The sequence below is a fragment of the Curtobacterium sp. USHLN213 genome (assembly GCF_037144815.1).
GTDB lineage: Bacteria > Actinomycetota > Actinomycetes > Actinomycetales > Microbacteriaceae > Curtobacterium.
Genome location: NZ_JBBCYQ010000004.1, coordinates 120185 through 146672, shown reverse-complemented (window position 1 = coordinate 146672; position 26488 = coordinate 120185). Strand labels below are relative to the sequence as shown.

General features: G+C 70.6%; 28 protein-coding genes and 1 tRNA gene. 12 read left to right on the top strand and 17 right to left on the bottom strand.

The features are described from left to right. Nucleotides 1-119: 119 nt before the first annotated feature. From WFH25_RS07175 to WFH25_RS07155, 5 genes are all read right to left on the bottom strand, one after another. On the bottom strand, nucleotides 120-440 hold the full coding sequence (locus WFH25_RS07175) for a hypothetical protein (protein ID WP_070417782.1): 321 nt from the start codon (nucleotides 438-440) through the stop codon (nucleotides 120-122). A 165-nt stretch (nucleotides 441-605) separates the two neighbouring features. Next, nucleotides 606-1415, bottom strand: a complete 810-nt coding sequence (locus WFH25_RS07170) for an SGNH/GDSL hydrolase family protein (RefSeq protein WP_175496004.1) — start codon at nucleotides 1413-1415, stop codon at nucleotides 606-608. A gap of 63 nt (nucleotides 1416-1478) precedes the next feature. Further along, nucleotides 1479-2582, bottom strand: a complete 1104-nt coding sequence (locus WFH25_RS07165) for an acyltransferase family protein (protein WP_070417784.1) — start codon at nucleotides 2580-2582, stop codon at nucleotides 1479-1481. A gap of 51 nt (nucleotides 2583-2633) precedes the next feature. Next, nucleotides 2634-2706, bottom strand: a tRNA-Lys gene (locus WFH25_RS07160). Nucleotides 2707-2758: 52 nt separating this feature from the next. Then, nucleotides 2759-2920 (bottom strand): hypothetical protein, encoded by a 162-nt coding sequence (locus tag WFH25_RS07155; RefSeq protein ID WP_175473634.1) that lies wholly within the window; start codon nucleotides 2918-2920, stop codon nucleotides 2759-2761. 125 nt (nucleotides 2921-3045) lie between these two features. Here WFH25_RS07155 and WFH25_RS07150 point away from each other — a divergent pair, with 125 nt between their 5' ends. The 3 genes from WFH25_RS07150 to WFH25_RS07140 all read left to right on the top strand — a co-directional run bounded on the left by WFH25_RS07150 (nucleotide 3046) and on the right by WFH25_RS07140 (nucleotide 5687). After that, the gene (locus WFH25_RS07150) at nucleotides 3046-3675 is read left to right on the top strand and encodes a DNA-directed RNA polymerase subunit beta (RefSeq protein ID WP_070417785.1); all 630 of its coding nucleotides are present in this window, start codon (nucleotides 3046-3048) and stop codon (nucleotides 3673-3675) included. 534 nt (nucleotides 3676-4209) lie between these two features. Then, the gene (gene sigK / locus WFH25_RS07145) at nucleotides 4210-4809 is read left to right on the top strand and encodes an ECF RNA polymerase sigma factor SigK (RefSeq protein WP_071295870.1); all 600 of its coding nucleotides are present in this window, start codon (nucleotides 4210-4212) and stop codon (nucleotides 4807-4809) included. Then, nucleotides 4806-5687, top strand: a complete 882-nt coding sequence (locus WFH25_RS07140; protein ID WP_071302102.1) for an anti-sigma factor — start codon at nucleotides 4806-4808, stop codon at nucleotides 5685-5687. The genes sigK and WFH25_RS07140 overlap by 4 nt, the downstream gene beginning before the upstream one ends. Nucleotides 5688-6066: 379 nt before the next feature. Here the strand turns inward: WFH25_RS07140 and pstB are convergent, their stop codons facing one another. From pstB to WFH25_RS07100, 8 genes are all read right to left on the bottom strand, one after another. Continuing rightward, entirely contained in the window at nucleotides 6067-6846 is a 780-nt protein-coding gene (pstB, locus tag WFH25_RS07135; RefSeq protein WP_070417788.1) for a phosphate ABC transporter ATP-binding protein PstB, read from the bottom strand. 31 nt (nucleotides 6847-6877) lie between these two features. Next, complete coding sequence (gene pstA / locus WFH25_RS07130) at nucleotides 6878-7963, bottom strand: phosphate ABC transporter permease PstA (RefSeq protein WP_092385143.1); 1086 nt, start codon at nucleotides 7961-7963, stop codon at nucleotides 6878-6880. A 13-nt stretch (nucleotides 7964-7976) separates the two neighbouring features. After that, nucleotides 7977-8924, bottom strand: coding sequence for a phosphate ABC transporter permease subunit PstC (gene pstC / locus WFH25_RS07125; protein ID WP_070417790.1), 948 nt, complete (start codon nucleotides 8922-8924; stop codon nucleotides 7977-7979). A 145-nt stretch (nucleotides 8925-9069) separates the two neighbouring features. Next, the gene (locus WFH25_RS07120; RefSeq protein WP_070417791.1) at nucleotides 9070-10179 is read right to left on the bottom strand and encodes a phosphate ABC transporter substrate-binding protein PstS; all 1110 of its coding nucleotides are present in this window, start codon (nucleotides 10177-10179) and stop codon (nucleotides 9070-9072) included. A 268-nt stretch (nucleotides 10180-10447) separates the two neighbouring features. Further along, complete coding sequence (locus tag WFH25_RS07115; RefSeq protein ID WP_070417792.1) at nucleotides 10448-11395, bottom strand: NUDIX hydrolase; 948 nt, start codon at nucleotides 11393-11395, stop codon at nucleotides 10448-10450. Continuing rightward, nucleotides 11392-13557, bottom strand: a complete 2166-nt coding sequence (locus tag WFH25_RS07110; RefSeq protein ID WP_336697246.1) for an RNA degradosome polyphosphate kinase — start codon at nucleotides 13555-13557, stop codon at nucleotides 11392-11394. The genes WFH25_RS07115 and WFH25_RS07110 overlap by 4 nt, the downstream gene beginning before the upstream one ends. 90 nt (nucleotides 13558-13647) lie before the next feature. Continuing rightward, a complete protein-coding gene (gene mshD / locus WFH25_RS07105; RefSeq protein WP_336697245.1) occupies nucleotides 13648-14466 on the bottom strand; it encodes a mycothiol synthase in 819 nt (272 codons plus the stop codon). After that, on the bottom strand, nucleotides 14466-15149 hold the full coding sequence (locus WFH25_RS07100; protein ID WP_022906634.1) for a winged helix-turn-helix domain-containing protein: 684 nt from the start codon (nucleotides 15147-15149) through the stop codon (nucleotides 14466-14468). Before WFH25_RS07100 ends, mshD begins: the two co-directional genes overlap by 1 nt. 127 nt (nucleotides 15150-15276) lie before the next feature. Between WFH25_RS07100 and WFH25_RS07095 the strand changes: the two genes are divergently transcribed. From WFH25_RS07095 to ygfZ, 3 genes are all read left to right on the top strand, one after another. Then, entirely contained in the window at nucleotides 15277-15558 is a 282-nt protein-coding gene (locus tag WFH25_RS07095; protein WP_336697244.1) for a hypothetical protein, read from the top strand. Nucleotides 15559-15721: 163 nt separating this feature from the next. Further along, nucleotides 15722-16324 (top strand): FABP family protein, encoded by a 603-nt coding sequence (locus tag WFH25_RS07090; protein WP_071295875.1) that lies wholly within the window; start codon nucleotides 15722-15724, stop codon nucleotides 16322-16324. After that, entirely contained in the window at nucleotides 16324-17409 is a 1086-nt protein-coding gene (gene ygfZ, locus WFH25_RS07085) for a CAF17-like 4Fe-4S cluster assembly/insertion protein YgfZ (protein WP_070417796.1), read from the top strand. The genes WFH25_RS07090 and ygfZ overlap by 1 nt, the downstream gene beginning before the upstream one ends. A 141-nt stretch (nucleotides 17410-17550) precedes the next feature. Here the strand turns inward: ygfZ and WFH25_RS07080 are convergent, their stop codons facing one another. Next, nucleotides 17551-18324 carry a methylase gene (locus WFH25_RS07080; protein ID WP_070417797.1) on the bottom strand — a complete coding sequence of 258 codons (774 nt, stop codon included), beginning with the start codon at nucleotides 18322-18324 and terminating at the stop codon, nucleotides 17551-17553. A 56-nt stretch (nucleotides 18325-18380) separates the two neighbouring features. Between WFH25_RS07080 and WFH25_RS07075 the strand changes: the two genes are divergently transcribed. Next, entirely contained in the window at nucleotides 18381-19127 is a 747-nt protein-coding gene (locus WFH25_RS07075) for a phosphoglyceromutase (RefSeq protein ID WP_070417798.1), read from the top strand. 62 nt (nucleotides 19128-19189) lie between these two features. Here the strand turns inward: WFH25_RS07075 and WFH25_RS07070 are convergent, their stop codons facing one another. Both WFH25_RS07070 and phoU read right to left on the bottom strand, forming a co-directional pair. Further along, nucleotides 19190-19738 (bottom strand): AAA family ATPase, encoded by a 549-nt coding sequence (locus tag WFH25_RS07070; RefSeq protein ID WP_336697243.1) that lies wholly within the window; start codon nucleotides 19736-19738, stop codon nucleotides 19190-19192. Between the two features lie 49 nt (nucleotides 19739-19787). Further along, the gene (gene phoU, locus WFH25_RS07065) at nucleotides 19788-20459 is read right to left on the bottom strand and encodes a phosphate signaling complex protein PhoU (protein WP_309777147.1); all 672 of its coding nucleotides are present in this window, start codon (nucleotides 20457-20459) and stop codon (nucleotides 19788-19790) included. A 146-nt stretch (nucleotides 20460-20605) separates the two neighbouring features. Between phoU and WFH25_RS07060 the strand changes: the two genes are divergently transcribed. Both WFH25_RS07060 and WFH25_RS07055 read left to right on the top strand, forming a co-directional pair. Further along, nucleotides 20606-21772 carry a sensor histidine kinase gene (locus WFH25_RS07060; protein ID WP_070417801.1) on the top strand — a complete coding sequence of 389 codons (1167 nt, stop codon included), beginning with the start codon at nucleotides 20606-20608 and terminating at the stop codon, nucleotides 21770-21772. Beyond that, a complete protein-coding gene (locus WFH25_RS07055; RefSeq protein WP_022906624.1) occupies nucleotides 21769-22449 on the top strand; it encodes a response regulator transcription factor in 681 nt (226 codons plus the stop codon). The genes WFH25_RS07060 and WFH25_RS07055 overlap by 4 nt, the downstream gene beginning before the upstream one ends. 123 nt (nucleotides 22450-22572) lie before the next feature. On the opposite strand, the gene WFH25_RS07050 is transcribed toward WFH25_RS07055, so the two are convergent. Then, entirely contained in the window at nucleotides 22573-23196 is a 624-nt protein-coding gene (locus WFH25_RS07050; RefSeq protein ID WP_336697242.1) for a hypothetical protein, read from the bottom strand. 140 nt (nucleotides 23197-23336) lie between these two features. Here WFH25_RS07050 and WFH25_RS07045 point away from each other — a divergent pair, with 140 nt between their 5' ends. Genes WFH25_RS07045 through cysS form a run of 3 tightly spaced genes read left to right on the top strand, consistent with a single transcriptional unit; the run spans nucleotide 23337 to nucleotide 26471 of the window. Beyond that, complete coding sequence (locus WFH25_RS07045) at nucleotides 23337-23819, top strand: CarD family transcriptional regulator (protein ID WP_017888066.1); 483 nt, start codon at nucleotides 23337-23339, stop codon at nucleotides 23817-23819. A 49-nt stretch (nucleotides 23820-23868) separates the two neighbouring features. After that, the gene (gene ispD, locus WFH25_RS07040; RefSeq protein WP_336697241.1) at nucleotides 23869-25044 is read left to right on the top strand and encodes a 2-C-methyl-D-erythritol 4-phosphate cytidylyltransferase; all 1176 of its coding nucleotides are present in this window, start codon (nucleotides 23869-23871) and stop codon (nucleotides 25042-25044) included. A gap of 17 nt (nucleotides 25045-25061) precedes the next feature. Continuing rightward, nucleotides 25062-26471: a cysteine--tRNA ligase gene (gene cysS / locus WFH25_RS07035; protein ID WP_336697240.1), complete on the top strand. Its 1410-nt coding sequence runs from the start codon at nucleotides 25062-25064 to the stop codon at nucleotides 26469-26471. The last annotated feature ends 17 nt before the right edge of the window (nucleotides 26472-26488 follow it).

The window sequence follows — 26488 nt, the reverse complement described above, 5'->3', positions numbered from 1 at the left end:
CCGCGAGGGCGAGACTCGGCAGAGCGCGGGGCGACAGCCGGACCGCCGCCGCTGGTCCGCGCCGGACACGACGAAGGCCGCCCCGAGGTGGGGCGGCCTTCGTCGTTCGTCCGGGAGGGTCAGGCGCGACGCATGCGCAGCGCCTCGACCGCGAGGGACTCGCTCGCGTAGCGGCCCACCTCGTGCGCCCACGCCGGGTCGTCCCCGCGGAGGGCGATGAAGTCCTTGCGCTGCCGGCAGACGTAGCCGAGCACCGCGGTGCCGGTCGCGACCTCGACGAAGTCCTTACGGATGTGGCGGGTCGTGACCTGGGCGTTCCGGCGGAGCGTGTCGAGCAGGAGCTCGTTGCTCATCGTCGTGTTGGTCGCTGCTGCGAGCTCGACGATGCGGCGCGCGTCACCGGTGGTGCTGGTCTGCGTGGCTTCGATGGGCTCGATCACGGTGTACCCCGTTCGTTCTGCGATGGTGCGGTGCTGCAGGATCCGTCGATCGGATCCGGGGACGACACTATCGGCGGCAGCCCAACAGTCGGCTGAACGCGGACTGAACTGTGCAGTGGAACCACCCTGAGGCTCCTGAGGACGACTTGTACCCCGGCCGGGTGCTCAGAGGCACTGCTCGCCGTCGGGCTGCGTCGCGAGCTGCTCGAGTTCGGCGTCGATCTTGCCCGCGAGGTACAGGTACCCGGCGTCGTTGAGGTGCTGCTGGTCGGTCGCGGCGTAGCTGCCGCTGTTCATCGCGGTGAACCACTGCCCGTCGATCGCGTCGATGTACGGGACGCCCACGGCGCTGGCACCGGCGGCCACCGCGTCGTTGATGCCGGTCGTGGCCTCGGCGCGCGGTTGGGGTGCCGACGGGCCGATCGCCACCACGACCGCGTCCGGCCACTGCACCTCGGCCTGCCGGAGCGTTCGCTCGACGGTCTTCTCGAGGGTGGTGGAGTCGGTGAGCCAGTCGTTCTGGCTGCCCTGGACGATGACGAGGTCCGGCGTGAGTGCTGCCCGCTGCTCGATCCGGGACAGGTAGACGGCGCGCGAGGAGCGACCGCGGCCGGGGTTCACGTAGCCGGTCCCCGGGTAGCCGTTGATGGTCGCGTCCCACTGCCGCTCGGACACGAGGTCCTGCGCCCACCCGTGCACGTCGTCGTAGGAACCGCGACCCGTCGTGTACGAGTCGCCGACGATGAGGACGTCGGAGCCCGGGGCGATCGCGTCCGCGACCTGCTCAGCGGAGAAGTCGGACGTCGCGGGCACCGGCTGGCAGGCGTCGGACACGGCGGGCAGCATGACGAGCAGCCCGGCGATGCCGAGGCACATGGCGCCGAGGGCGATCGCGGGGACCGCTCGTCGGCGCCTGGTCTGCGCGGTGGACCGACGGGAGCCGCCGGGCACACCGCCGTCGGTTCGTCGAGCCACACCGGGATTGTAGGTGCTCAGCATCCGTGCCCCCGGACACCCGCCCGGCGAGGTGCTGAACCGTCAGACAGCCTGCGGGACGGGTGGACGGCTCGAGAGCGACTTCGCGATGTGCTTCGCCAAGCGGTGCGCCGGCAGTTCCACGAGCCGCGAGAACACGTAGGCGACGCCGATGCCGATCGGGATCGCGACGAGGACCAGCCAGGACGGCAGGGCACGCGGGAGGAGGTTCGCGACGGACACCGTGATGGGTTCGTGCACGAGGTAGAGGCTGAACGAGAGCCGTCCGAGCTCGCGGGGGATCGCGCCGAGCAGGAAGCGCTCGGCGGGCAACCACCTGCCGGCGAGCACGACGATCGTGCCGGCCGAGGCGAGGATGATCGCGGGCAGCACGGGCGACCACCACGCCGTCGTCGGCAGCCACCACTTCACGGTGATGCCGAGCAGGCTCACCACGAGCAGGACCCAGCCGAGCAGCGTCGGGACGTCCGGCAGGCGCTCCCAGCCGGCCGCGAGCGCGGAGCCGAGCAGGAACATCGGCAGGTACATCAGCCACTTCGAGTGCTCGTACTCGCCGAGTGCCGACAGGAAGACGGCGACGATGGCGGTCACCCACCACCAGCGTCGGGTCACCGCGGCGATCGAGACGAAGAGCGGCAGCAGCAGGGAGAAGAGGACCTCCCACGTGAGCGACCAGAGCGGGCTGTTCACGAGCGTCGGAGCGAGGAGCGTGAGGTCGTTCACGAGGCCGTGCAGGGTGAACGGCTCGGCGTGCCGGTTGATCCAGAACGACTGGTGCGGCTGGTCCTGCCGGGGCACGAGGAAGAAGAACACGAGCGCGAGTGCGATCGACGCCACCACCGGCAGGTAGAGGCGGACGAGCCGGCTCGGGTAGTAGGCGATCCAGTCCTGCGACCGGCGGAGCGCCGGGAGGGTCAGGACGAAGCCGCTCAGCACGAAGAAGACGAAGACGGCCTCGCTGCCGGCCCACACGAGGTGGGCGGGGGAGTACACCATCCAGCTCGCCCAGTCGGGGACGTCGCGGCGGTAGTTGCCGTCCGAGAGGGTCGGGATCGAGAGGAAGGCGTGGTGGACGACGACGACGGCGGCAGCGACGCCGCGGAGTCCGTCCAGTGAGCCGATCCTGCCGGTTGGGCGATCGCGCATGCCGACGATCCTACGGGAAGCCCCGCCAAGCCAAGGAACGGTCACGTTCGGTGGGCCCCGTGGGGCTCGAACCCACGACCCTCGGATTAAAAGTCCGGTGCTCTACCAACTGAGCTAGAGGCCCTCACCCGCAAGGCTAGCGGGTGAGGGCCTCTGGGAAGAACCGAGGGGACGGGTCAGCTGCGACGCCCGGTGAGCGTGCGGACGAGCCACAGCACGACCGCGACGATGAGCAGCACGAGGCCGACCCAGAGCAGGAACTTCAGGCTCGCGGTGAAGCCACCGACGAACAGCAGGATGACCGCGATCACGGCCAGGATGATGAGCAGGGGGTTCATGGGAGTCCTCTTCCTTCGCGTGCGGGAGGAGCGCCTCCCGATCAGACACCGTACGCGCGACGGAGCGGTTGCGTTCTGGGCGAACGGAGGGCGGGCGCGTCACCGGCCGTGCCTACACTGACGCGGTGCCTCGCGATCACCACCGTCCCGTCCACTTCACCGACCAGGAGTTCGCCGCGATCCAGGGCGGCGAGGACCCGGCCGTGGTGAACCGCGTCGCGCACGAGACCGCGAACGCCCTGCTCCACCGCGTGCGGCAGGACCCGGACCCGGCGGTCGTCGAGCGCCTGGTGACCTACACGGACGTGCACGGGATCGACGCCATCGCCGAGCTGTGGGCGCGGGTGGGGGCGCACACGCTCCCGGGCGCACTGTGGCGGATCTACCTCGTCCGCACCGTCATCCGGCAGAACCCGGAGGAGATCGCGTACCTCTTCGCGCGCGGCACGGAGCGGATCGGCACGATCGACCAGGCCGTCGCGGGCGCCGAACAGCCGACCGGACCGGCGGAGATCCTGACGCTGGCGGACCGGATCCTGCACGGCCTCTACACGGGTGACCTCGCGGTGGCGCTCGACCGCGGTGCCGCGTTCTGCCGGCTCACGGCAGCGGGCGCGACCGCGGTGGCGGACGACGCGGACCTGACGGCGGGGGACCGGGCGTCCGAGCTCACGACGCGTGCGCTGCGCCTGTCGGAACTGGCGGCCGACCTCACCGAGGCGGCGTCGCTCTGGCGCCGCGACAGCCTGGACTGAGCGGGCCGCGGGGCGGACCCGCGCCGCGCCTCCAGACCCGAAAGCGACGACGCCCACCGGGCACGCGACGACGCCCACCGGGCACGGAACGCGCACGCACGAAGCGGGCAGAGAAGAACCGGGCCGCAGAAGCGCCTCTCGGCGCGAGGCCGCTCGAAGCGGCGAATTTTGGAGCCCGGGGCTTGCTGCGGCCCGGCGACATCGATTCTACGAGACCGTGGCCGTGCACACGACCCTGTTCACTCTCGGTGGACAGAACCGACGCCGGGCGTGCCCCGAGCGCGCCCCAGCGACAAGCCGTGAGAACCGCTCCAATCCGGTTGGGCGAGGGTGCCGAATCATCACCGTGACAGGCGATGAGCCGGTCACGACAGCGAGGGTCCCGCGAGACCCGGTCCGCTCCCTGGCGGTCAATTCCCTGCGGGTCACGCGGGCCCTCGTGCTGTCCTGCACCACTGTCCCGACCACGAGACCCGAACGCGTGGTCGGACAGGACTCACAGCCAGATCGCAACCGAGAGGAGGGAAACCTGCAATGCTTGCCATCGTGGACAGTGACACCGAGAGCTGGAGCTCGACCGAGCCGGCTCAGGCGTCCCCAGACGACCTCCTCACCCGCGTGGCGTCCGGCGACCAGGCAGCCTTCTCCGACCTGTACGACGTGCTCTCGGGCCGCGTGCTCGGCCTCGTGACCAGGCTCCTCCGGGACCGCGCACAGTCGGAAGAGGTCACGCAAGAGGTCTTCCTCGAGGTCTGGCAGCAAGCCACCCGCTACGACCGCAAGCGCGGCACCGCAGCGAGCTGGATCCTCACCATGGCCCACCGCCGAGCGGTCGACCGGGTGCGGGCATCGCAGTCCTCGCACGACCGTGACACGAAGATCGGCATCCGCGACTTCGAGGCCGGCTTCGACCAGGTCTCCGAGTCGGTCGAGATCCGGATCGAACACGAACGCGTCAGCCGGGCGCTCGCGAAGCTCACCGAGTTCCAGCGCCAGGCAGTCCAACTCGCGTACTACGGCGGCTACTCGCACAGCGAGATGGCCGACCACCTCGGTGTCCCGATCGGCACCGTCAAGACCCGTCTCCGTGACGGGATGATCAGACTCCGCGACGAGATGGGGGTGACATCATGACCGAACGACACGACGACCCGGCTCTGCTGACGGGTTCACACGCCCTCGACGCGCTGTCGGAGGACGAGCGGGCACTGCTCGACTCGGCGCTCTCCACCTCCCCGGAGCTGCAGGCCGAGACGGACTCGCTGCGCGAGACCGCGCTGCAGCTCGCCTACGCCGTCACCCCGATCGAGCCGCCCTCGTCGCTCAAGGCGTCGCTGATGGCCCAGATCGCATCGACCCCGCAGGCTGCTCCGGTGGCCTCGCGGTCCGAGCCGGCTGCCACGACCGCTCCGGTCGCCGACGCGCCGGTCGGCGATGCCGGCCAGGAGGCGCGGTTCGCCCCCGCCACGGACCTCGCGTCCGCCGGTGGTGCGGCTTCGGAGAAGGCTCGCCGTCGCTGGTTCCAGCGTCCGGCAGCAGCACTCTCCGCCGCAGCCGCCGTCGCCGTGGTCTTCCTCGGCGTCGGACTCGGCGTCGGCACGTCCTTCACGCCCTCGAACGAGCCCGGCCCGGGCACGACGCAGGCGTCCGGCGGACTCGACCGCATCTACGCCGCGTCGGACTTCCAGCGCAGCACCGCCAAGGTCGCGGGCGGCGGGACGGCCACGGTCGTCTGGTCGAACGAGGTCGGCAAGTCCGCGGTCATCCTCGACGGGGTCCCTGCGGCTCCGGAGGGCAAGACCTACGAACTCTGGTACATCGGCTCCGAGGGCACCGGCGGCAAGATCAACGCTGCCGGCCTGATGGACGGGGTGTCCTCCGGGGTGCACTCGGCGGTCCTCAAGGGGTCGCTGTCGCACGGTGCGACGATCGGCATGACGGTGGAGCCCGCCGGTGGCTCGGACCAGCCGACGACGACGCCGATCATGGCGGTCCCGACCACCTCGGCCTGACCCGGGCACTGGTTCGCACGTCTCCCCGCTCGCGTGGCACGGTCCGCGGGCGGGGAGTTCGTCGTGCCCGGCGGGTGGTGGTCGCGCGGCGGGGGGCGTGGGCGGTCGTGCGCGGGCGGTTCTTGCCCGTGCATGTTCCGACATCGTGCTCGTCGATCGACGCGTGCAACGTCGACACATGCACCCGCACCGTCTGCGTGCGCATCGTTCGACGTTCCACCGGTCGATCGACTGGTGGAACGTCGGAACATGCCCGCGCACGAGCGCACGAGCGCCCGAGCGCCCCGCGCCCCGCGCACGCCGGAAGGCCCGGTGCGCGTCCGTGGCGGACGTACACCGGGCCTCCTGGTCGACCGTCAGCGCGACGGGCGGACGACGATCACCCGAAGCGGCCGGAGACGTAGTCCTCGGTGGCCTGCACGGACGGGTTCGAGAACATCGTCGCGGTGTCGTCGAACTCGATGAGCTTGCCGGGGGCGCCGGTGCCGGCGATGTTGAAGAACGCCGTCTTGTCGCTGACGCGCGAGGCCTGCTGCATGTTGTGGGTCACGATGACGATCGTGTACTCCTTCTTCAGCTCCTCGATGAGGTCCTCGATCGCGAGGGTCGAGATCGGGTCGAGCGCCGAGCACGGCTCGTCCATGAGGAGCACGTCCGGCTGCACCGCGATCGCCCGGGCGATGCAGAGGCGCTGCTGCTGGCCGCCGGACAGCCCCATGCCGGGCTTGTCGAGGCGGTCCTTGACCTCGTTCCAGAGGTTCGCGCCCTGCAGGGACCGCTCGACGACGTCGTCCGACTCGGAGCGGGAGAGGCGCTTGTTGTTGAGCTTCACGCCCGCGAGCACGTTGTCCTTGATGGACATCGTCGGGAACGGGTTCGGACGCTGGAACACCATGCCGACCTGGCGACGGACGAGCACCGGGTCGACGCCCGCGCCGTACAGGTCGTCGCCGTCGATCTTGACCGAGCCCTCGACGTAGGCGCCCGGGATGACCTCGTGCATGCGGTTCAGCGTGCGGAGGAAGGTGGACTTGCCGCAGCCGGACGGACCGATGAACGCGGTCACGGTGCGGGGCTCGATCGTCATGTCGACGCCCTCGACCGCCTTGAATTTCGAGTAGTAGACGTTGAGGCCGTCGACCTCGATGCGCTTGGACACTGTGTTCCTTCGGGGTGGGTGGATCCGCGCGTCAGCGCGAGAGCTTGGGGGCGAAGAGGCGGGTGATGAAGCGGGCGAGCAGGTTCAGCAGCATCACGATGAGGATGAGCAGGAGCGCTGCCGTCCAGGCCCGGTCGACGAACGGCACCGGGTTGGCGCCCTGCTGCGAGTACTGCGTGTACGCGAACACCGGCAGGGTCATCATCGGGTTCTTGAACAGGTCGTAGTTCATGCTCGCGGTGAACCCGGCGGTGACCAGCAGCGGGGCGGTCTCGCCGATGACGCGGGCGATCGAGAGCATGACGCCGGTGGTGATGCCGGCGAGCGACGTGGGGAGCACGACCTTGAGGATCGTGAGGTACTTCGGGACACCGAGTGCGTACGAGGCCTCGCGGAGTTCCATCGGCACGATCTTCAGGACCTCTTCGGTGGAGCGCACCACGATCGGGATCATCAGCACCGACAGCGCCACCGAGCCGACCAGGCCGAAGCGGGCGCCCGGGCCGAGGAAGAGCGCGAAGAGCGAGTACGCGAAGAGGCCGGCGACGATCGAGGGGATGCCCGTCATGACGTCGACGAAGAACGTGATGCCCTTGGCGAGGGCGCCCGTGCCGTACTCGACGAGGTAGATCGACGTGAGCAGCCCGATCGGCACCGAGATCAGGGCAGCGAACAGCGTGATCTCGAGCGTGCCGATGAGGGCGTGCAGTGCGCCGCCGCCCTCGGAGATGACGCCGCGCATCGAGTACGAGAAGAACTCGACGTCGAAGCGGGCGAGGCCGTCCGCGAGCACCGTGTAGAGCAGGGAGACGAGCGGCAGGACCGCGATCACGAACGCCGTGACGACGAGCGAGGTGATGAGCCGGTCGACGGCCTTGCGACCACCCTCGACGATCCGCGAGACGACCACGATGAGGACGTCGAACAGGACCGTGCCGAGGAAGAGCGCCGCGACGACGTTGAAGTCCTTGACCGCGCCGCCGGCGTTGAGCAGGGCGAAGACGAGGATCAGCGCGACCCAGGAGCCGACGAGGAGCAGCCACGGCACGGACTTGTGCAGCTTGCCGTTGGCGTAGACGTTGCCGGCGACGCCGGACTGACGGATGGCGAGGGACATCGGGTCGTACCTCTCAGCTCACTCGCTTGCGGACGATGTACCGCGCGAGCATGTTGATGACCAGGGTGATGACGAAGAGGATCAGACCCGACGCGATGAGCGCGTTCAGGGCCGTGCCGGACGCCTCGGCGAACTGCAGGGCGATGTTCGCCGCGATCGTCGAGGGGTTCAGCGACGTGAGCATCTGGAAGGTGACGTTCGTCGACACCGACAGCACCAGCGCGATCGCCATCGTCTCGCCGAGCGCACGACCGAGGCCGAGCATGATCGCGGACACGATGCCGGACTTGGCGAACGGCAGGACCGACAGGCGGATCATCTCCCACCGGGTCGCGCCGAGGGCCAGGGCCGCTTCCTCGTTGAGGCGCGGTGCCTGCAGGAAGATCTCGCGCATGACCGCGGTCATGATCGGGATCGCCATGACGGCGAGGACGATCGATGCGGTCAGGATCGTGCGACCCGTGCCGGACACCTGCCCGGAGAACAGCGGGATCCAGCCGAAGTAGGTGTTCAGGAAGACGTAGAACGGCTTCACGAACTGTGCCAGCACCACGATGCCCCAGAGGCCGTAGACGACCGACGGCACCGCGGCCAGCAGGTCGATCACGTAGCCGAGCACCGGCGAGATCCGGCGCGGGGCGTAGTGCGAGATGAAGAGCGCGATCCCGAGCGAGAGCGGCACGGCGATCACGAGCGCGATGAGCGCGGACCAGACGGTGCCGAAGACGAGGGGGCCGACGTAGTCCCAGAAGTTCGTGGCGCTGTTCGGCAGCTCGCCGACCTTCGCGGAGAACGCCGGGATGCTCTGCCAGACCAGGAAGGCGGCGACGAGCACCAGCACGAAGAGGATGAGCCCGCCGGCGATGACCGACGCGGCGGAGAAGACGCGGTCGCCGATGCGGACGACGGGCTTCGGCTTGGGGGTGACGGGGGCCACTGGCTGGGCCGGTGCGGTCGTCATGGGACTCCTGTCGGAGGAACGCCGGGGGAGGCGACGGGTCGGGGGTGTCCGGTGGTGCGCGGTCCGCTCGGAGCGTGGAGCGGACCGGCGAGGGCCCGGACGCCGGTCAGGTGGGTGGGACCGGCGTCCGGGCGCTCAGGGTGTCTTACTTGATGGAGGCGACGGCCTTCGCGGCCTTCTCGGCGAGGTCGGTCGAGAGGGCGGCCGACTTGGCCTCCTTCGCGGCGGCGTCCTGCGCGTCCTTCGAGACGACGTAGTCGAGGTAGCCCTTCACGAGCTTGCCCTTGTCGGCGTCCTTGTACTCCTGGCAGGCGATCGCGTAGGAGACGAGCACCAGCGGCCAGGCGTTCTCGGCCGTGTCGGTGCGGTTGATGTCGATCGCGAGGTCGTTGTCCGCGCGGCCGGAGACCGTCTCGGAGTCCGCGACGACCTTGGCAGCACCCTCGGCGGAGATCTCGGTGGCCTTGTCGCCGACCATGAGCTTCGCCTTGTCGAGGTCACCGGCGCCGGAGTCGTCGATGTAGGTGATGGCGTTCGAGGCGCTGGCCATGGCCGAGGCTACACCCGAGGTGCCCTTCGCGCTGTCGCCGACCTGGTACGGGAAGGTCTGGCTGGGGGCCTCGGTCCAGACGTCCTTGGCGTTCGCCGCGACGTACTCGGAGAAGTTCTGCGTGGTGCCCGAGTCGTCGGAGCGGTGCACGACCGTGATGTTCGCGTCCGGCAGGGTCGCGTCCTTGTTCAGGTCGGCGATCTGCGAGTCGTTCCACTTCGTGATCTTGCCCGAGAAGATGCCCGCGATGGTCTTCGCGTCGAGCGTGAGGTCCTTGACGCCGTCGACCTTGTAGGCGATGGCGATCGGGGAGATGTAGACCGGGATGTCGATGGCCTTCGAGTCCGCGGCGCACAGGGCGAACGAGCCCGCGAGCTCCTCGTCCTTCAGCGCGGCGTCGGAGCCGGCGAAGTCGGCGGCACCCGAGATGAAGTTCTTGCGGCCGGCGCCCGAACCGTCGGGCGAGTAGTTGACCGTCACGCCGGAGGCGACGTTCTGGAAACCAGCGGCCCAGGTGGCCTCGGCCGTCTGCTGGGCGGACGAACCCGAGCCGGTCAGCGTGCCCGAGAGCTTCGAGTAGTCGGTGCCGGAGCTCGAGCTGGACGAGGGCGTGTTGCCCGCGTCCTCGTTCGCCGCGCACGAGGAGAGCACGACCGCGCCGGCGATCGCGATTGCCGCGACCGTACCGATTCGCTTGATGTTCACAGGGGTCCCTTCGGGAATGTCAGTGCAGGTGGGACCGCTGCTGGTCCCGTGGGCCGGTGCTGACCCGGGAGCGACTGTAGGGACGCGAGGTGACGGGGATCACCCGCCCTGGTGAACGGGAGGTGAACGAGGGGTTTTCCTGGACGGGGCGCCGTGCGTCGGAGCGCGCGCGGGTGCAGGATCGGGAACGCCGCGCCGTGCGCGGGCGCATGCGTGCGCATGCACACCGCAGGGGACCTGGAGGCGCGGCTCGGCCCGGGCGCTCGGCCTACGCCGAGACGGGGTTGCGGTGCGTCTCGACGGCCACGAGCCTGCCGCCGGCGATGTGCAGCACCGAGAAGTCGCCGACCGAGAGCATCGCGGCACGACGGAGGTCGAACCGGCCGGACTCGTCGGCCGTCGCGGTCGCGATGCGGGCGATGATGTCCGGCAGCACGGGCCCGTGCGAGCACAGGACCGTCGTCTTCGCCTTGTCGAGGCGCTTCTGCACGACGCCCTTGACGTCGGCGGCACCCCGGTCGTGGGCGTCCTGGCTGATGTCCGGCGTGCTCGAGACCCCGAGGTGCGTCCGGTCGGAGAGCGGTTCGACCGTCGCGAGGCACCGGGCCGCGGTACTGCTGACGATCTTCTTCGGACCGAAGGCGGCCACCGGCGACGCGACCGACTTCGCCTGCGACCGGCCGACGGGCAGGAGCGGACGGGTGGCGTCCGGTCCGTTCCACTCCGAGCCGGGGACGGTCTTGGCGTGCCGGAGGGCGATGAGGGCGAAGGTGCGGTGTTCCCCGGCGGCGACGCGGTCGGCGAACCGGTCGAGGATCGCGACGTCGCGCTCGTACGTCAGTCGGTGCCGGGCGTCGTCGAGCGTGACCCACTCGACCGAGGCGACCTCGTCGTTCGGGCGGAACTTGCCGGCGCGCTCGTACTCCTTCGCGGGGACGCGGGCGGACCAGTAGTGCACCACCTTGTCGCGGCCGCTCGGCAGGACGTACTCGGCCGTGCCCAAGGGAGCGCCGAGGTGCACGCGGTAGCCGGTCTCCTCGTCGATCTCGCGCACGGCGGTCGTCGGGACGCTCTCGCCCGGGTCGACCTTGCCCTTCGGGAACGAGACGTCCTTGTGGTGGTCGCGGTGGATGAGCAGCACGAGCGGGACGCCGTCCTGTTCACGCCAGACGACGGCACCCGCAGCGACGACCGGCCCTGAGGAGCCGCCGCTCACCGAGTGGAGCGCTTCCGCGCCGAGATCTTCCGCATGAGGACATTCTGCACGTCATCGAGCGGTCGGCCGTCCTCGTCCGTCGAGTGGCGCGTCCACTCGCCGTCCGACTCGAGGTGCCACGAGCTCGTCGCGTCCGCCATGGCGAGGTCGAACATCTCGTGGACCTCGTTCACGTGGCCGGGGTCGGACAAGCGCACGAGCGCCTCGACGCGGCGGTCGAGGTTGCGGTGCATCATGTCCGCCGAGCCGATGAACACGGCCGGGTCGCCGTCGTTGTGGAACGCGAACGCCCGCGAGTGCTCGAGGTACCGGCCGACGACGCTGCGCACCCGGATGGTGTCGCTGACGCCTTCCATGCCGGGCTTGAGCGAGCAGATACCGCGAACCCAGACGTCGATCGGCACACCGGCCTGGCTCGCCAGGTACAGCGCGTCGATGATCTGCTCGTCCACCATCGAGTTGACCTTGATGCGGATCCCCGAGGGCTTGCCGGCGCGGGCGTTGTCCGCCTCGGTCGTGATGCGCTTGAGCAGGCCCTTCCGCAGGTGCAGCGGGGCGACGAGCAGGCGTTTGAACTTCTTCTCGATCGCGTAGCCCGACAGCTCGTTGAACAGGCGCGTGAGGTCCTTGCCCACGGTGTCGTCCGACGTGAAGAGCCCCATGTCCTCGTAGATGCGCGAGGTCTTCGGGTTGTAGTTGCCCGTCCCGATGTGGCTGTAGTGCTTGAGCGTGCCGCCCTCTTGCCGGATGACGAGCACGAGCTTCGAGTGCGTCTTCAAGCCGACCAGGCCGTAGACCACGTGCACGCCGGCCTTCTCGAGCTTGCGGGCCCACGTGATGTTGTTCTGCTCGTCGAAGCGCGCCTTGATCTCGACGAGTGCGAGCACCTGCTTGCCCGCGGCCGCGGCGTCGATGAGCGCCTCGACGATGGGGCTGTCGCCCGAGGTGCGGTAGAGCGTCTGCTTGATCGCGAGCACGTTCGGGTCGGCCGCGGCCTGCTCGAGGAACGCCTGCACACTGGTCGCGAAGGACTCGTACGGGTGGTGCACGAGGACGTCCTTGGCCGCGATCGCGCGGAAGAGGTCCGGCTTCGTGTTCGGTTCGCCCGGCTGGAACTGCACCGGGGTCGTCGGCACGTGCTTCGGGTAGTGCAGGTCCGGGCGGGCGATCTTGGCGATCTCGAACAGGCCGCCGAGGTCGAGCGGCGACGGCAGGCGGAACACCTCCTGCTCGGTGATGTCGAGTTCGCGCACGAGCAGGTCGAGCGTCACCGGGTCCATGTCCTCGGTGATCTCGAGACGGATGGGCGGCCCGAACCGACGACGGAGCAGCTCGCGCTCGAGGGCCTGGATGAGGTTCTCGGCCTCGTCCTCCTCGATCTCGACGTCCTCGTTGCGGGTGACCCGGAACACGTGGTGCTCGAGGACCTCCATCCCCGGGAAGAGGTCGTCGAGGTGGTTCGCGATGAGGTCTTCGAGCGGGATGAAGCGGAGCAGCCCGGAGTCGTCGTCCGGCAGCTTGATGAACCGCGAGAAGTTCTGCGGGACCTTGAGGCGCGCGAACTCCTGCCGCTGCGACTTCGGGTTGCGCACGCGCACCGCGAGGTTGAGCGACAACCCGGAGATGTACGGGAAGGGGTGCGCCGGGTCGACCGCGAGCGGCATGAGCACCGGGAAGATCTGCTCGTTGAAGTACTCGCGCATCCGGAGCCGGTCGGCCTCGTCGAGGTCGGACCAGTGCTCGATGTGGATGCCTGCGGCGTCGAGGTCCGGCTTGAGCGACCCGATGAACGCCTGCGCGTGGCGGTCCTGCAGTTCGTGCGCCTTCGTCGCGATGTCGCGCAGCACGTCGCTCGGTGCGCGACCGACGTTGGTCGGCACGGCGATGCCGGTGTCGATGCGGCGCTTCAGGCCGGCGACCCGGACCATGAAGAACTCGTCGAGGTTGGACGCGAAGATCGCCAGGAAGTTCGCCCGCTCGAGGAGCGGCTGCGTGCGGTCCTCGCCGAGTTCGAGCACGCGCTGGTTGAACCGGAGCCAGCTGAGTTCACGGTCGAAGTAGCGGTCGGTGGGCAGCGACTCGTGCTCGATCTCGACGACCTCGTCGAAGTCGTCGAGGTCCGGTGCGACGGAGTCGCCGTCGAGCTGCGGTTCGGTGTCCATGCCCACATCCTGCCACCCGCCCCCTGCGCCAGGAGGGCCGCACGTGGACGCTGTGGAAACGGGCGGTGAACGACGCCGTGTGGAGGAGCGTCAGCCGGCCGCGTACTGGACGTCGATCGCGTGCTGCTCGAACCCGGATCGGCGGTACAGGGCCAGCGCCGGGGCGTTGTCGCCCTCGACGTAGAGCGCCGCGGCGGAGAGGCCCCGGCCGGTCAGGCGTGCCGTCCCCGCGCGCATCAGGACGCCGCCGAGTCCCCGGCCCTGCAGGTCGGGTCGGACGGCCACGGCGTAGAACTCGCCGGTGTCGCCCTCGACCTTGAGCCAGCACGACCCGGCGAGGTCCCCGGAGTCGTCGCGGAGCAGGAGCAGGTCGTCGCCGGAGAACCAGTCGTCGGCCTCGCGGGCGCGCAGGTCGTCGAGCGTCATCCGGCCCTGTTCCGGGTGGTGCGCGAAGGCGGCGGCGTTGAGCGCCAGCCAGTCGGCCTCGTCGGCGGGGTCGCCCGTCCGGAACGACGACAGGGACCAGCCGGCCGGCACCGCGGGGTCGGGGGCGACGGACGCGATCGGGGCGCGGAGCTGCAGGAGCGTGCGGACCGCCGTCCAGCCGAAGCGAGCCGCGAGTGCTCGGGCAGCGGGGTGGTCCCCGTGCGCCCACGCGAGCCGAGGGGCCGGCCCGTCCACGGGAGCGGCCCCGCCGCCCGGGGCGAGCGCCTGCCGGGCGAGGGCGGTGCCGAGACCGTGGCCCCGCGCCTCCTGGGCGACCACGAGTTCCAGCTCGCCGTCACGGACCACGGCGACCCCGCGCTCGTCGCCGAGCACGGTCGCGCGGCCGGCGCGCACGTCGACCAGGGTCTGGTCGGAGAACGGCGGTGCTTCGCCCGGGACGACGAAGCGCGACAGGTCGACCACTACTGGCCCGCGAGCCGGTCGGCCTCGTCGTCGTAGACGTTGAAGCGGTACCCGACGTTGCGGACCGTGCCGATGAGTGACTCGAGGTCGCCGAGCTTCGCGCGGAGGCGCCGCACGTGCACGTCGACCGTCCGGGTGCCGCCGAAGTAGTCGTAGCCCCACACCTCGCTGAGGAGCTGCTCGCGGGTGAAGACCCGCGACGGGTGCGTGGCGAAGAAGCGGAGGAGCTCGAACTCCTTGAAGGTGAGGTCGAGCGGCCGACCGCGGACCTTCGCCGAGTAGCTGGCCTCGTCGATCACGACACCGGACGCCTGGATCTTCGACCCGGTCTGGTTCTTCGACGCGCGACCGGCCGTGAGCCGGATGCGGGCGTCGACCTCGGCCGGGCCGGCGGTCTCGAGCACGACGTCGTCGACGTTCCACTCGCTGTTGACCGCGGTCAGACCACCCTCGGTGACGACCAGGATGATCGGCGTCGTCGAGCCGCTCGTCGCGAGGATCTTGCACAGGGCCTTGGCGCTCGCCAGGTCCGTCCGGGCGTCCACGAACATGAGGTCGCTCTGCGGGGCGTTGACCAGCTGTGCGGCCTCGGCGGGGACGTGGCGGATCCGGTGGCTCAGCAGTCCGAGGCTCGGCAGGACGTCGCCGGGCGCGGCTGAGGTGAGTACCAGGAGCTGGGCCACAGGACCTCCAGGGCGTGGGGGAGTCGTGCACACATCCTAGTGATGCTCGGGAAGCATCCCTCCCGGCCGGACGGTCGGGGACGCGTTCCGGGCACCTTCGGCACGCGGCCCTGTCATGATGGGGCGCGTGACCGAGCCTGTGCAGCCCACCGACCAGCGCCGCCTCCGGCTGACGTCCGTGCTGCCGGTCTGGCTGCTCGCGGTCGTCGGCGCCGTGCTCGTCCTCGCCCTCACCGACAAGGACTCGTTCGCGTGGCTGCTCCTCGTGTTCGTGCTCTGCGTACTGGTCAGCTTCGTGCTGCAGCTCATCACCGCGACGAAGGACGGGCTGGTCGAGCGGATCAGCATCGCGTCGTCGGGGGCGTTCGTCGTCGTGCTCGTCACCGCGGTGGTCCTGCTGGTGCGCTGACGCGCCGCCGTCCGCCTGGCGCCGTCAGGCGTGACGCGTAGACTCCAGCCATGGATTCGCTGCTTGCGCTCGAGCTCTTCTACGTGGGCCTGCTCGGCCTCGCGTCGCTCGCGATCGCGTTCGTCTCGGTGACCGTCGTCGTGAAGCTGTTCAAGGGTCAGCGTTGATCGAACTGCCGGAGGGCCTCGCGCCCGAACTCGTCCCGCTGTCGTGGCTCGTCGGCGTCTGGGAGGGCACCGGTGTGGTCGAGTACCCCGTCGGTGACGAGGACGAACCCCGGAAGTACGAGTTCGGCCAGCGCGTGAGCTTCAGCCACGACGGTCTGCCCTACCTCAACTACTCCTCCACGACGTGGCTGCTCGACGACGAGCACACCCCGCTCGCGGCCGAGATGGGCTACTGGCGGATCGACCGTCCGTCCGAGCCCGGTGACCGCGGCCCGGCGATGCTCCTCGGCGAGGGTCCGACGCCGTTCGGCACCGTCGAGAGCGTCGAGGCGCTGCGGAACACCACGGACGGCTTCGACGTCGAAGCCGCGATCATCCACCCCACCGGCGTCAACGAGCTCTACGTCGGGCGGGTCCGCAAGGGCCGCATCGACCTCGCGACCGACGCCGTGATGCGCTCGCCGAACGCCAAGGACTACTCCGCGGCCACCCGGCTCTACGGCCTGGTCGAGGGCAAGCTCTTCTGGGCGTGGGACATCGCCGCACTCGGCAAGGAGCTGACCTCGCACGCCTCGGGGCAGCTCGCGAAGGTCGACTGATGTCCGCGTTCGCCGGCCGCGCCGGCTTCGTGGCGACGGACTCCGGCCCCGCCGCGCACTTCGGCAACCCGCTCGGCGAGCAACGTCTGCTCGCCCGCGGTCGCGCCGTCGTCGAGCTCGGCCTCGGTGTCGTCACCGTCACCGGCCCGGACCGTCTGTCATGGCTCAACTCGATCACCTCACAGCTGCTCACCGGCCTCGCCGCCGGCGTGAGCACCGAGACGCTCGTGCTCGACCAGTCCGGTCGGGTCGAGCACGCGGCGCGCGTCGTCGACGACGGGTCGGTGGCGTGGCTGCTGACCGAGCCCGCCGACGCGGCACCGCTCGCTGCCTGGCTCGACTCGATGCGGTTCATGCTGCGCGTCGAGGTCGCCGACCGTTCGGCGGACTTCGCCACGATCGGCTGGTTCGGCGAGTCCGCGCCGTTCGCGTCGACCGACCTGCCCGAGACCCCGGTCGCCGAGTGGGTCGACCCGTGGGCGTCCGTCACGCCCGGCGGGTGGGGCTACGCCGACCAGGAGGCGCACCCCGCCTCCGACTGGACCCTCCGCATCGCCGTGGTCACCCCCGGCACCGCGGGCGCGATCGCCGCGTCGGACGAACCCGTCGCGGGACTCCTCGCGTACGAGGCCCTGCGCATCGCCGCCTGGCGCCCCTCGCTGTCCGACGTCGACGAGCGCACGATCCCGCACGAGCTCGACTGGCTCCGCTCCGCCGTGCACCTGTCGAAGGGCTGCTACCGGGGGCAGGAGACCGTGGCCAAGGTCCACAACCTCGGACACCCGCCGCGCCGGGTCGTCATGCTGCACCTCGACGGGTCGGACGGCGTGCTGCCGGCTCCGGGGACACCGGTCGTGTCCGGCGAGAAGGAGGTCGGACGGCTGACGGCGTCGGGCATCCACCACGAGCTCGGGCCGATCGGGCTCGCGGTCGTGAAGCGTTCCCTCGACCCCGCCGCCACGCTGACGCTCAGCGCCGACGACGTGGTCGTGTCCGCCACGCAAGAGGTCATCGTGCCGCCAGGGGCCGGCGCCACCGCCGACGTCCCGCGCCTGCCCCGCCTCGGCGCCGTCCGCCGCTCCTAGCCCGCGCAGGCCCCCGGCCGCTGGCCCCCGGCCGCCGGCGCCCGGCCCCGAGTCTCGGCTCCGCGGACACGTTCGCGCCATCAGGGCCACGAAACTGTCCGCCCGGCCGAGTCTCGGGGTCCCGCGGCGGGCGCCGGCCGGTCAGGCCGGGGCCACCGCGGCCCACGGGACGCTGAGCTCGCCGAGCCGCCACCGCGTCACCCCGTGCAGCACCGGCCACCCCCGGTCCCGCATGCCCCGGACCGTCGCGATCCACCGCTGCCGTGGGCCGTACGTGCCGAGCGGCGCCGCGACCGCCCACGCCAGGTCGAGGTCGCCGAGGAACGCGTGCACCCGCTCGCCGGGAACGTTCCGGTGGATGAGGGCCTTCGGCAGCCGTTCGGCCACGACCGAGGGGACGTCGAGCCCCGCCAGCCGGAGCGACACCGTGAAGGTGCGTGGTGCGACGTCGTCGAGCGTCACCCACGAGGCCACCCGCCCGACCTCGTTGCAGGTCCCCTCGACGAGCGCGCCGCCCGGTTGCAGGCGGTCCTGCATGATCCGCCAGGACTCCACCACCGCGGACTCGTCGTACTGCCGCAGCACGTTGAAGGCGCGGATCACGGCGGGCCGGCGGTTCCCCGGTGTCGGTGTCTCGAACCCGCCGAGCCGGAACGTCACCCCGTCCCGCGTGCCGGCGTTCGCGAGGGCCACCCGGGCCGGCTCGATCTCGATGCCGGTGACCTCGACGTCGGGGCGGACGGCGGCCAGGCGGTCCCGGAGTTCGAGCGTCGTCGTCGGCGAGGCCCCGTACCCGACGTCGGCGACGAGCGGGTCGGCGCTCCGACGGAGGGCCGGCAGCGTGGCGATCCACCGGTCGACGCGGCGGAGCCGGTTGTACCCGGTCGTCCCGCGCGTCACGTTCCCGATGGGCATGCCGACCAGGGTACGGGTCCGGGGACCGGCTGCACGGCGCTCGGTAGACTCGGGGCATGACCTCCACGCTCGTCCTGCTCCGTCACGGCAACAGTGACTGGAACCAGAAGAACCTGTTCACCGGTTGGGTCGACGTCCGGCTCAGCGAGCTGGGCGAGAAGGAGGCGAAGCGCGCCGGCGACCTCATCGCCGAGTCCGGCATCGTCCCCGACGTCCTGTACACCTCGCTCCTCACCCGTGCGATCCAGACGGCCGACATCGCGCTGCTCCAGGCCGACCTGGCGTGGCTGCCGGTGAAGCGCGACTGGCGCCTCAACGAGCGCCACTACGGCGACCTGCAGGGCAAGGACAAGGCCCAGACGCTCGAGCAGTACGGCGAGCAGCAGTTCATGGAGTGGCGCCGGTCGTTCGACGTGCCGCCGCCCCCCATCGCCGACGACGCCGAGTGGTCGCAGTTCGGGGACCGCCGCTACGCCGACCTCGGCGACCAGCTGCCCCGCACCGAGTCGCTCAAGCTCGTGATCGACCGCCTGCTGCCCTACTGGGAGTCCGACATCACGAAGGACCTCGGTGCGGGCAAGACCGTCCTCGTCACGGCGCACGGCAACTCGCTCCGGGCGCTCGTGAAGCACCTCGACGGCATCTCCGACGAGGACATCGCCGGCCTGAACATCCCGACCGGCATCCCGCTGGTGTACGAGCTCGACGACGACTTCCGTCCGACGAAGCCGGCGTACTACCTCGACCCCGAGGCCGCCGCAGCCGGAGCCGCCGCCGTGGCCGCCCAGGGCGCCAAGAAGTAGCAGCGCAGCGCTGCACACACGAACGCCCCGCCCGGACTGACCGGGCGGGGCGTTCTGCGCGTTCACACGAAGTGGGAGGCGATCTCCTGCACCAGGGCGCCGACGTCGTACGGCTTCGTCGTGTCGACGCGGACCACCGGGACGCCCGGCAGACCGACCGGCTGGGCGGCGTCGCCGTGCTCGGCCCAGAACGCGAGCACGTCGGCCAGGTCCCCGTGCACCTCGTGGCGCACCGGCACGGTGCCCGGGTCGTACCGGTCGCGCAGCCGCTCCTCGGCGGTTGCGCGATCCGTGTCGCACCACACCTCGACAGCGCGCGGCGACCCGGCGGAGGCGAGCCGCGCCTCCAGGAGTCCGCGGTCCCGTGACGGCAGCCAGACGGCGTCGAGGACGACCCCGTTCTCGACGGCCTGCGCCATCGACCACATCGTGTCCATCGCGATGCCGCCGAGCGGACGCGACGCGATCATCGGGCCGACGAGGTCGGCGAGGGGCTCCTTGATCCGGTCCTTCGACAGGAACGGGCAGCCGAGCACCTCGGCGAGGGCGGCACCGATGGTGCTCTTGCCGGAACCGGGCATGCCGTTGACGATGATCGCGACCTGGGCCATGCCTCGATCCTGTCAGAACCCAGCGAGCCGAGCGGAACGCAGCGTCGGGTCAGGCGGGCGACACCGTCACCGAGGACGCGCCGGCCCAGTCACCCGTCGCCAGGTACTCGACCTTCTTGGCGATCGAGACCGCGTGGTCCGCGAAGCGCTCGTGGTAGCGCGATGCCAGGGTCGCGTCGACCGTGTCGATCGGCGCACCCTTCCAGGTCTCGCCGAGCACGAAGTCGAACACGCTCGCGTGCAGCTCGTCGATGGCGTCGTCCTCGTCACGGATCTCCCCGGCGAGGGCGATGTCCTCGGTGGCGAGCAGCCGCGTGAGCTTCTGCGCCATCGCGACGTCGAGCTGGCCCATCTTCTTGAAGGTGCCGCGGAGGCCCTTCGGCACGACCTTCTCGGGGAAGCGCTGCCGGGTGAGCTGGGCGATGTGCTCGGCCATGTCGCCCATGCGCTCGAGCGACGAGCTGACGCGCAGGGCGGTGACCACGACGCGGAGGTCACGGGCGACGGGGGCCTGACGCGCGAGGATGTCGATCGCGATCTCGTCGAGGCTGTTCGCCGCCTCGTCGATCTTGGCGTCGTCGGCGATCACCTCCTCGGCGAGGGACACGTCGGACTCGCTGAACGACTGCGTGGCTCGGGTGATGGCGGACTCGACGAGCCCGGCGATCTCGGTCAGTCGCTCCTGGACGTCCTGGAGTTCCTGCTGGAAGACTTCGCGCATGGGGGAGTACCTCTCTCTGCGTACCGGTCGAGTGTCGTCACGTCAGGTGAACGAACGGTGACGTGCGGTTGAACGCTTCGCGATCCGGCCTTCCGCAGACGGTGAACGGTACCGGAACCCCGCATGACCATCCCTACACTGACGGCATGGACAACGCGTGGCTCGTGCCACTGTCGATGCTCCTCGGCGGGGTGTTCGGAGCAGGCGTCGTGGTGCTGATCATCACCGCCGAGCGCACGGCTCGTGCTGCCGACGTGGCGGAACGCACCCTGCCCGACGGCGTCGCCGCGGTCATCGCCACGATGCACAACCCGGCCGTGGTGGTCGACCCCTCGAACACGGTCGTCGCTGCCTCGCCACAGGCGCTGACGGTCGGGCTGGTGGTGCGGCGGAAGCTCGTGCACCGCGAGCTCGTCGACCTCGTCGACCGCGTGCGCAAGAGCGGGGAGATGGGCGCCGAGGACCTCGAGTTGCCCCGTGGCCGGGGCAGCGACCAGATCGGCTACCTGAGCTTCCGCGCCGCGCAGCTCGGCAACCGGTACGTGCTCGTCACGGCCGACGACCTGACCGAGACCCGGCGCATCGACGAGGTACGGCGGGACTTCGTCGCGAACATCTCGCACGAGCTGAAGACCCCGATCGGCGCGATCGGCCTGCTCTCCGAGACCCTCGTCGCCGCCGCGGACGAACCCCAGCACGTGCGGAAGTTCGCCGCGCAGCTCGTCACCGAGTCGGAGCGGCTGGCCGCCCTGACGAAGGACATCATCGAACTCTCGCGGCTGCAGTCCGTCGACACGCTGGAGAACAGCGAGGAGACGTCGATCGACCGAATCGTGCAGGCCGCCGTCGACGCGAACGAGATCGTCGCCCGCGCCCGGGACATCGAACTCGTGCGGGCGAAGAAGTCGAAGCTGCGGGTGATGGGCGACCCCGCCCTGCTGCAGATCGCCGTGTCGAACCTCATCGCCAACGCGGTCAAGTACTCCCCGGACAACACCCGCGTCGGCGTGGGCGTCCGGTCCGCGAAGGGCTTCGTCGAGATCGCGGTGACCGACCAGGGCGTCGGCATCCCCGAGGCCGACCTCGACCGGGTGTTCGAGCGGTTCTACCGCGTCGACCCCGCCCGGTCGCGTGCCACGGGCGGCACCGGCCTCGGCCTCGCCATCGTGAAGCACGTCGTCGGCAACCACGGCGGGGACGTGCGCGTCTGGTCGCAGCCCGGCAAGGGCTCGACCTTCACCATCCGCCTGCCCGAGGCGGACCCAGAACTGACCACAGCACTCGAAGAGCAACTGGAAGAGCAGCCATCGTGACCAAGATCCTCATCGTCGACGACGAGCCGGCCCTGAGCGAGCCCCTGGAGTTCCTGCTGCAGCGCGAGGGGTACGACACCTCCGTCGCTGCGGACGGCGTGACCGCGCTGTCGAAGTTCGACGCGGAGAACCCCGACCTGGTGCTGCTCGACCTGATGCTGCCGGGACTCTCCGGCACCGAGGTCTGCCGACAGATCCGGACCCGCTCGAACATCCCGATCATCATGCTCACCGCGAAGGACTCCGAGGTGGACATCGTCGTCGGGCTGGAGCTCGGCGCGGACGACTACGTGACGAAGCCGTACTCGACCCGCGAGCTCCTCGCCCGCATCCGTGCGGTCCTGCGTCGCCGGACCGAGGACGACCCCGCGGACAGCGGGATCCTGCAGGTCGGTGGCATCCGGATGGACGTCGAGCGGCACACCGTGGCGGTGGACGGCTCGGAGACGCCGATGCCGCTCAAGGAGTTCGAGCTCCTCGAGCTGCTGCTCCGCAACGCCGGGCGCGTGCTCACCCGGGGGCAGCTCATCGACCGGGTGTGGGGCTCCGACTACTTCGGCGACACGAAGACCCTGGACGTGCACATCAAGCGCATCCGCTCGAAGATCGAGCGCGTGCCGAGCGCGCCGGAGATCCTGGTGACCGTCCGCGGGCTCGGCTACCGCATCGAGGGCTGACGCGAGGTCGGCTGACGCACAGGAGGCGGGGGGGGGGGGGGGCGGGGGCGCGCCCCCCCGCGGGGGGGGGGGCCGCGGCGCCCCCCCCCCCCCCCCCCCCGCCTCCTGTGCGTGCGTCTGCTGCTAGTTGCCGGCGTCCTGCGTCGCGTCGTCCGTCGGCGTGGCCGCGGGCGTCTCGACCGGGAGGGTGATCTCGCTGGTGGGCTCCGGCGAGGAGGTCGGCGCGAGCGTCGCGTACTCCTCCTGCTGGCTGGTCAGCACCGGGACGCTCGCCGAGACGCCCTCGGCGCCCGAGTACGAGAAGTAGACCTTGACCAGCGAGCCGGGCTTGGTGTCGGCGTCGTCGAAGACGACCTCGCGCGAGTCGCCGGCGGCCGTGCCCTGCGTGGTGCCGTCGCCCTCTTCCGTCGAGGCGGTGGCCTGCTCGGAGGGCTCCGCGGCGCCGCCGAGGTCGATGTGCGTGTTCGCCGGGACCGTGACGGTCTGGGTGTCCCCGCCGACCTCGATCGAGAGGGTGATGTCGTCCCGCTCGGCGTTGTTCACGATCGTGCCCACGAACCGGGCGCCGTCGGCGTCGTCCGCGATGAGGAGCGCGTTGCGGATGTCCACCTTGCCGGTCGACACGTTCACGCCGTCGGTGATCTGCTTGATCTCCGTCGTCTGTGCGGGCGACATGAACTCGCAGCCGGTGGCGCCGAGCGCGATGGTTGCCGCAACGGCGACGGACACGAGTACCCGAGCTCGCAAGAGATTCCTCCGGAAGATCACGATTGTGGACCGGACGGTCCGGCACCATCCTACCGATCAGCGGGGGTGCCAGTTGTTAGGCGCCCCTTACCCGAACAACGCTTGTGGTAAACTGGGTGTCTCGGAACGGAGCCTGATACATGCAATTCGAGGTCGGCGAGACCGTCGTCTACCCCCATCACGGGGCGGCAACCATCTCTGAAGTCAAGACGCGCGTCATCAAGGGTGAGGAAAAGGTCTACCTGAAGCTGCGGGTCACCCAGGGTGACCTCACGATCGAGGTCCCGGCGGACAACGTCGACCTGGTCGGAGTCCGTGACGTGATCGGCAAGGAAGGCCTCGACAAGGTGTTCGAGGTCCTGCGTGCCCCCTTCACCGAAGAGCCCACGAACTGGTCGCGTCGCTACAAGGCGAACCTCGAGAAGCTCGCTTCCGGTGACGTCATCAAGGTGTCCGAGGTCGTCCGCGACCTCTGGCGCCGCGACCAGGACCGCGGCCTGTCCGCGGGGGAGAAGCGGATGCTCGCCAAGGCGCGGCAGATCCTGATCTCCGAGCTGGCGCTGGCCGAGAAGACCGACGAGGACAAGGCATCGACCGTCCTCGACGAGGTCCTCGCCTCCTGAGTGCACCGAACCACTGAACACGTCCTCGACCGTTCTGTTCCCCCACGGGGTGGACAGGGCGGTCGTCGTCGTTGCGGCCGGTTCTGGCACGCGGCTCGGCATCGGGACGGCCAAGGCGTTCGTCCCCGTGGCCGGCACATTGATGCTCGCGCGGGCGCTCGAGCCGCTGTTCGCCCTGCCGTCGCCGACGCTCGTCGTGGTGGTCGCGCCGGCGGCGCTCCTCGATGACTGCCGACAGGTGGTCGCGTCCGTCGCCGGGGCTGCGGTCGCGTACACGGCCGTCGTCCCCGGAGGCGCGGATCGCCATGCCTCGGTCGAGGCCGGCCTGGCCGTGCTGCCGGACTCCGTCACCGCGGTGCTGGTGCACGACGCGGCGCGCTGTCTGACGCCACCAGCCCAGTTCGAGCGGGTGTTCGATGCCGTCGCCGGTTCGCTGCACGACGGGGCGGGTGCCGGGTTCGTCCCCGCACTGCCCGTCACGGACACGATCAAGCGCGTCGACGGGGACGTCGTCGTCGAGACCGTCGACCGCGCAGCACTCGTCGGGGTGCAGACGCCGCAGGGCTTCCCGCTCGCCGCGCTCCGGCAGGCGTACGCGGTGTCGCAGCAGGCCGAGACCGACGACGCCGGGGTGTTCCAGGCAGCGGGCGGCACCGTGCGGTTCGTCCCCGGCGACGCCGACGCCTTCAAGATCACCACCCCGTGGGACCTCGGTCGTGCCGAGTCGATCGTGCGTGCCCGCGCCGCCACCCCCGTGGACACCCGGGTCGGCCTCGGGGTGGACGTGCACGCGTTCGACGCGGCGTCCCCGTGCCGGGTCGGGCTGCTCGACTTCCCCGGTGAGGCGGGGCTCTCCGGCCACAGCGACGGCGACGCGGTCGCGCACGCGGTCTGCGACGCCCTGCTCTCGGCGGGCGGGCTCGGCGACATCGGCGGGACGTTCGGCACGTCGGACCCCGCCTACGCCGGGGCGGCGGGTGACGTCTTCGTCCGGGGTGCGGTCGCGATGCTCGCCGCCGCCGGTCTGGCGCCCGTGTCCGTCACCGTGCAGGTCATCGGGAACCGACCGCGCATCGGCGCACGTCGGACCGAGATGCAGGACGCCCTCGCCGCCGTCGTCGGGGCCCCGGTCGCGGTCTCCGGCACGACGACGGACGGTCTCGGGTTCACCGGCCGCGGCGAGGGGCTCGCCGCGATCGCGACAGCCGTCGTCCGACCGGTCTGACGTCCTAGGCTGGACGCGTGACCGTTCGCCTCTACGACTCCCGCGCCGCTGCCGTCGTCGACCTCGTCCCGCTGGTCGACGGACAGGTGAGCATGTACGTGTGCGGTCCGACCGTGCAGTCGTCGCCGCACATCGGGCACCTCCGCTCCGCGCTCGTCTACGACATCTGGCGCCGCTGGCTCACCCACCGCGGCCTCCGGGTCACGCTCGTGCGGAACGTCACGGACATCGACGACAAGGTGCTCGACCTCGCGCACGGCACCGACGAGGCATGGTTCGCCCGGGCGTACCGCGTCGAGCTCGAGTTCACGGCCGCGTACAACGCCCTCGGCATCCTGCCCCCGACGTACGAGCCCCGGGCCACCGCGAGCGTGCCGCAGATGCACGACATCATCACCACGCTCATCGACCGCGGGCACGCCTACGCTGCGGCGGACGGCTCCGGCGACGTCTACTTCGACACCGGCAGCTGGGCGTCCTACGGGGCGCTCACCCGGCAGCGGCGCGAGGACATGGTCGAGGCCGCCGACGCCGACCCCCGCGGCAAGCGCGACCCCCGCGACTTCGCGCTCTGGAAGGGCGCCAAGCCCGGGGAGCCGTCGACGGCGAACTGGGACTCGCCCTGGGGCCCCGGCCGCCCGGGCTGGCACATCGAGTGCTCGGCGATGTCCCGGCGCTACCTCGGCCCGGCGTTCGACATCCACGGCGGCGGACTCGACCTGCGCTTCCCGCACCACGAGAACGAACTCGCGCAGTCCACGGCGGCCGGGGACCCGTTCGCCTCCTACTGGCTGCACAACGGCCTGGTCTCCGTCGACGGGCAGAAGATGTCGAAGTCGCTCGGCAACTCGATCTTCGCCGCGGACTTCCTCGGGTCCGCGCGTCCGGTGGTCGTCCGGTACTTCCTCGGCGCCGCGCACTACCGCTCGTCGATCGACCACCACGACGGTTCCCTGGCCGAGGCCGAGGCGGCGCTCGACCGGATCGAGGGCTTCCTGACCCGGGCCGCACCGCGGCTCGAGGGCGTCCGGCTGGCCGATGCCCCGGGGGTGCCCGAGGCCTTCGCCGCGGCGATGGACGACGACCTCTCGGTGCCCCAGGCCCTCGCCGTGCTGCACGAGACCGTCCGCTCCGGGAACGCCGCCCTCGACGCGGACGATGCGGAAGCGCTCGGAACCGCGTACCATCAGGTGGCTGCGATGGTGGAAGTGCTCGGCATCGATCCGCGAGCCGCCCACTGGTCGGGTGGTGGCCACGACGCATCGGCCGCACCGCTCGCAGCACTCGTCGAACGCCTCGTGCAGGAACGCGCCGACGCCAGGGCCGCACGCGACTTCGCCACGGCCGACCGCGTGCGCGACGACCTCGCATCCGCGGGCATCACGATCGAGGACACCGCAGCAGGTACACGCTGGAGCATCGCCTGACAACGGCAGTGCCGGAC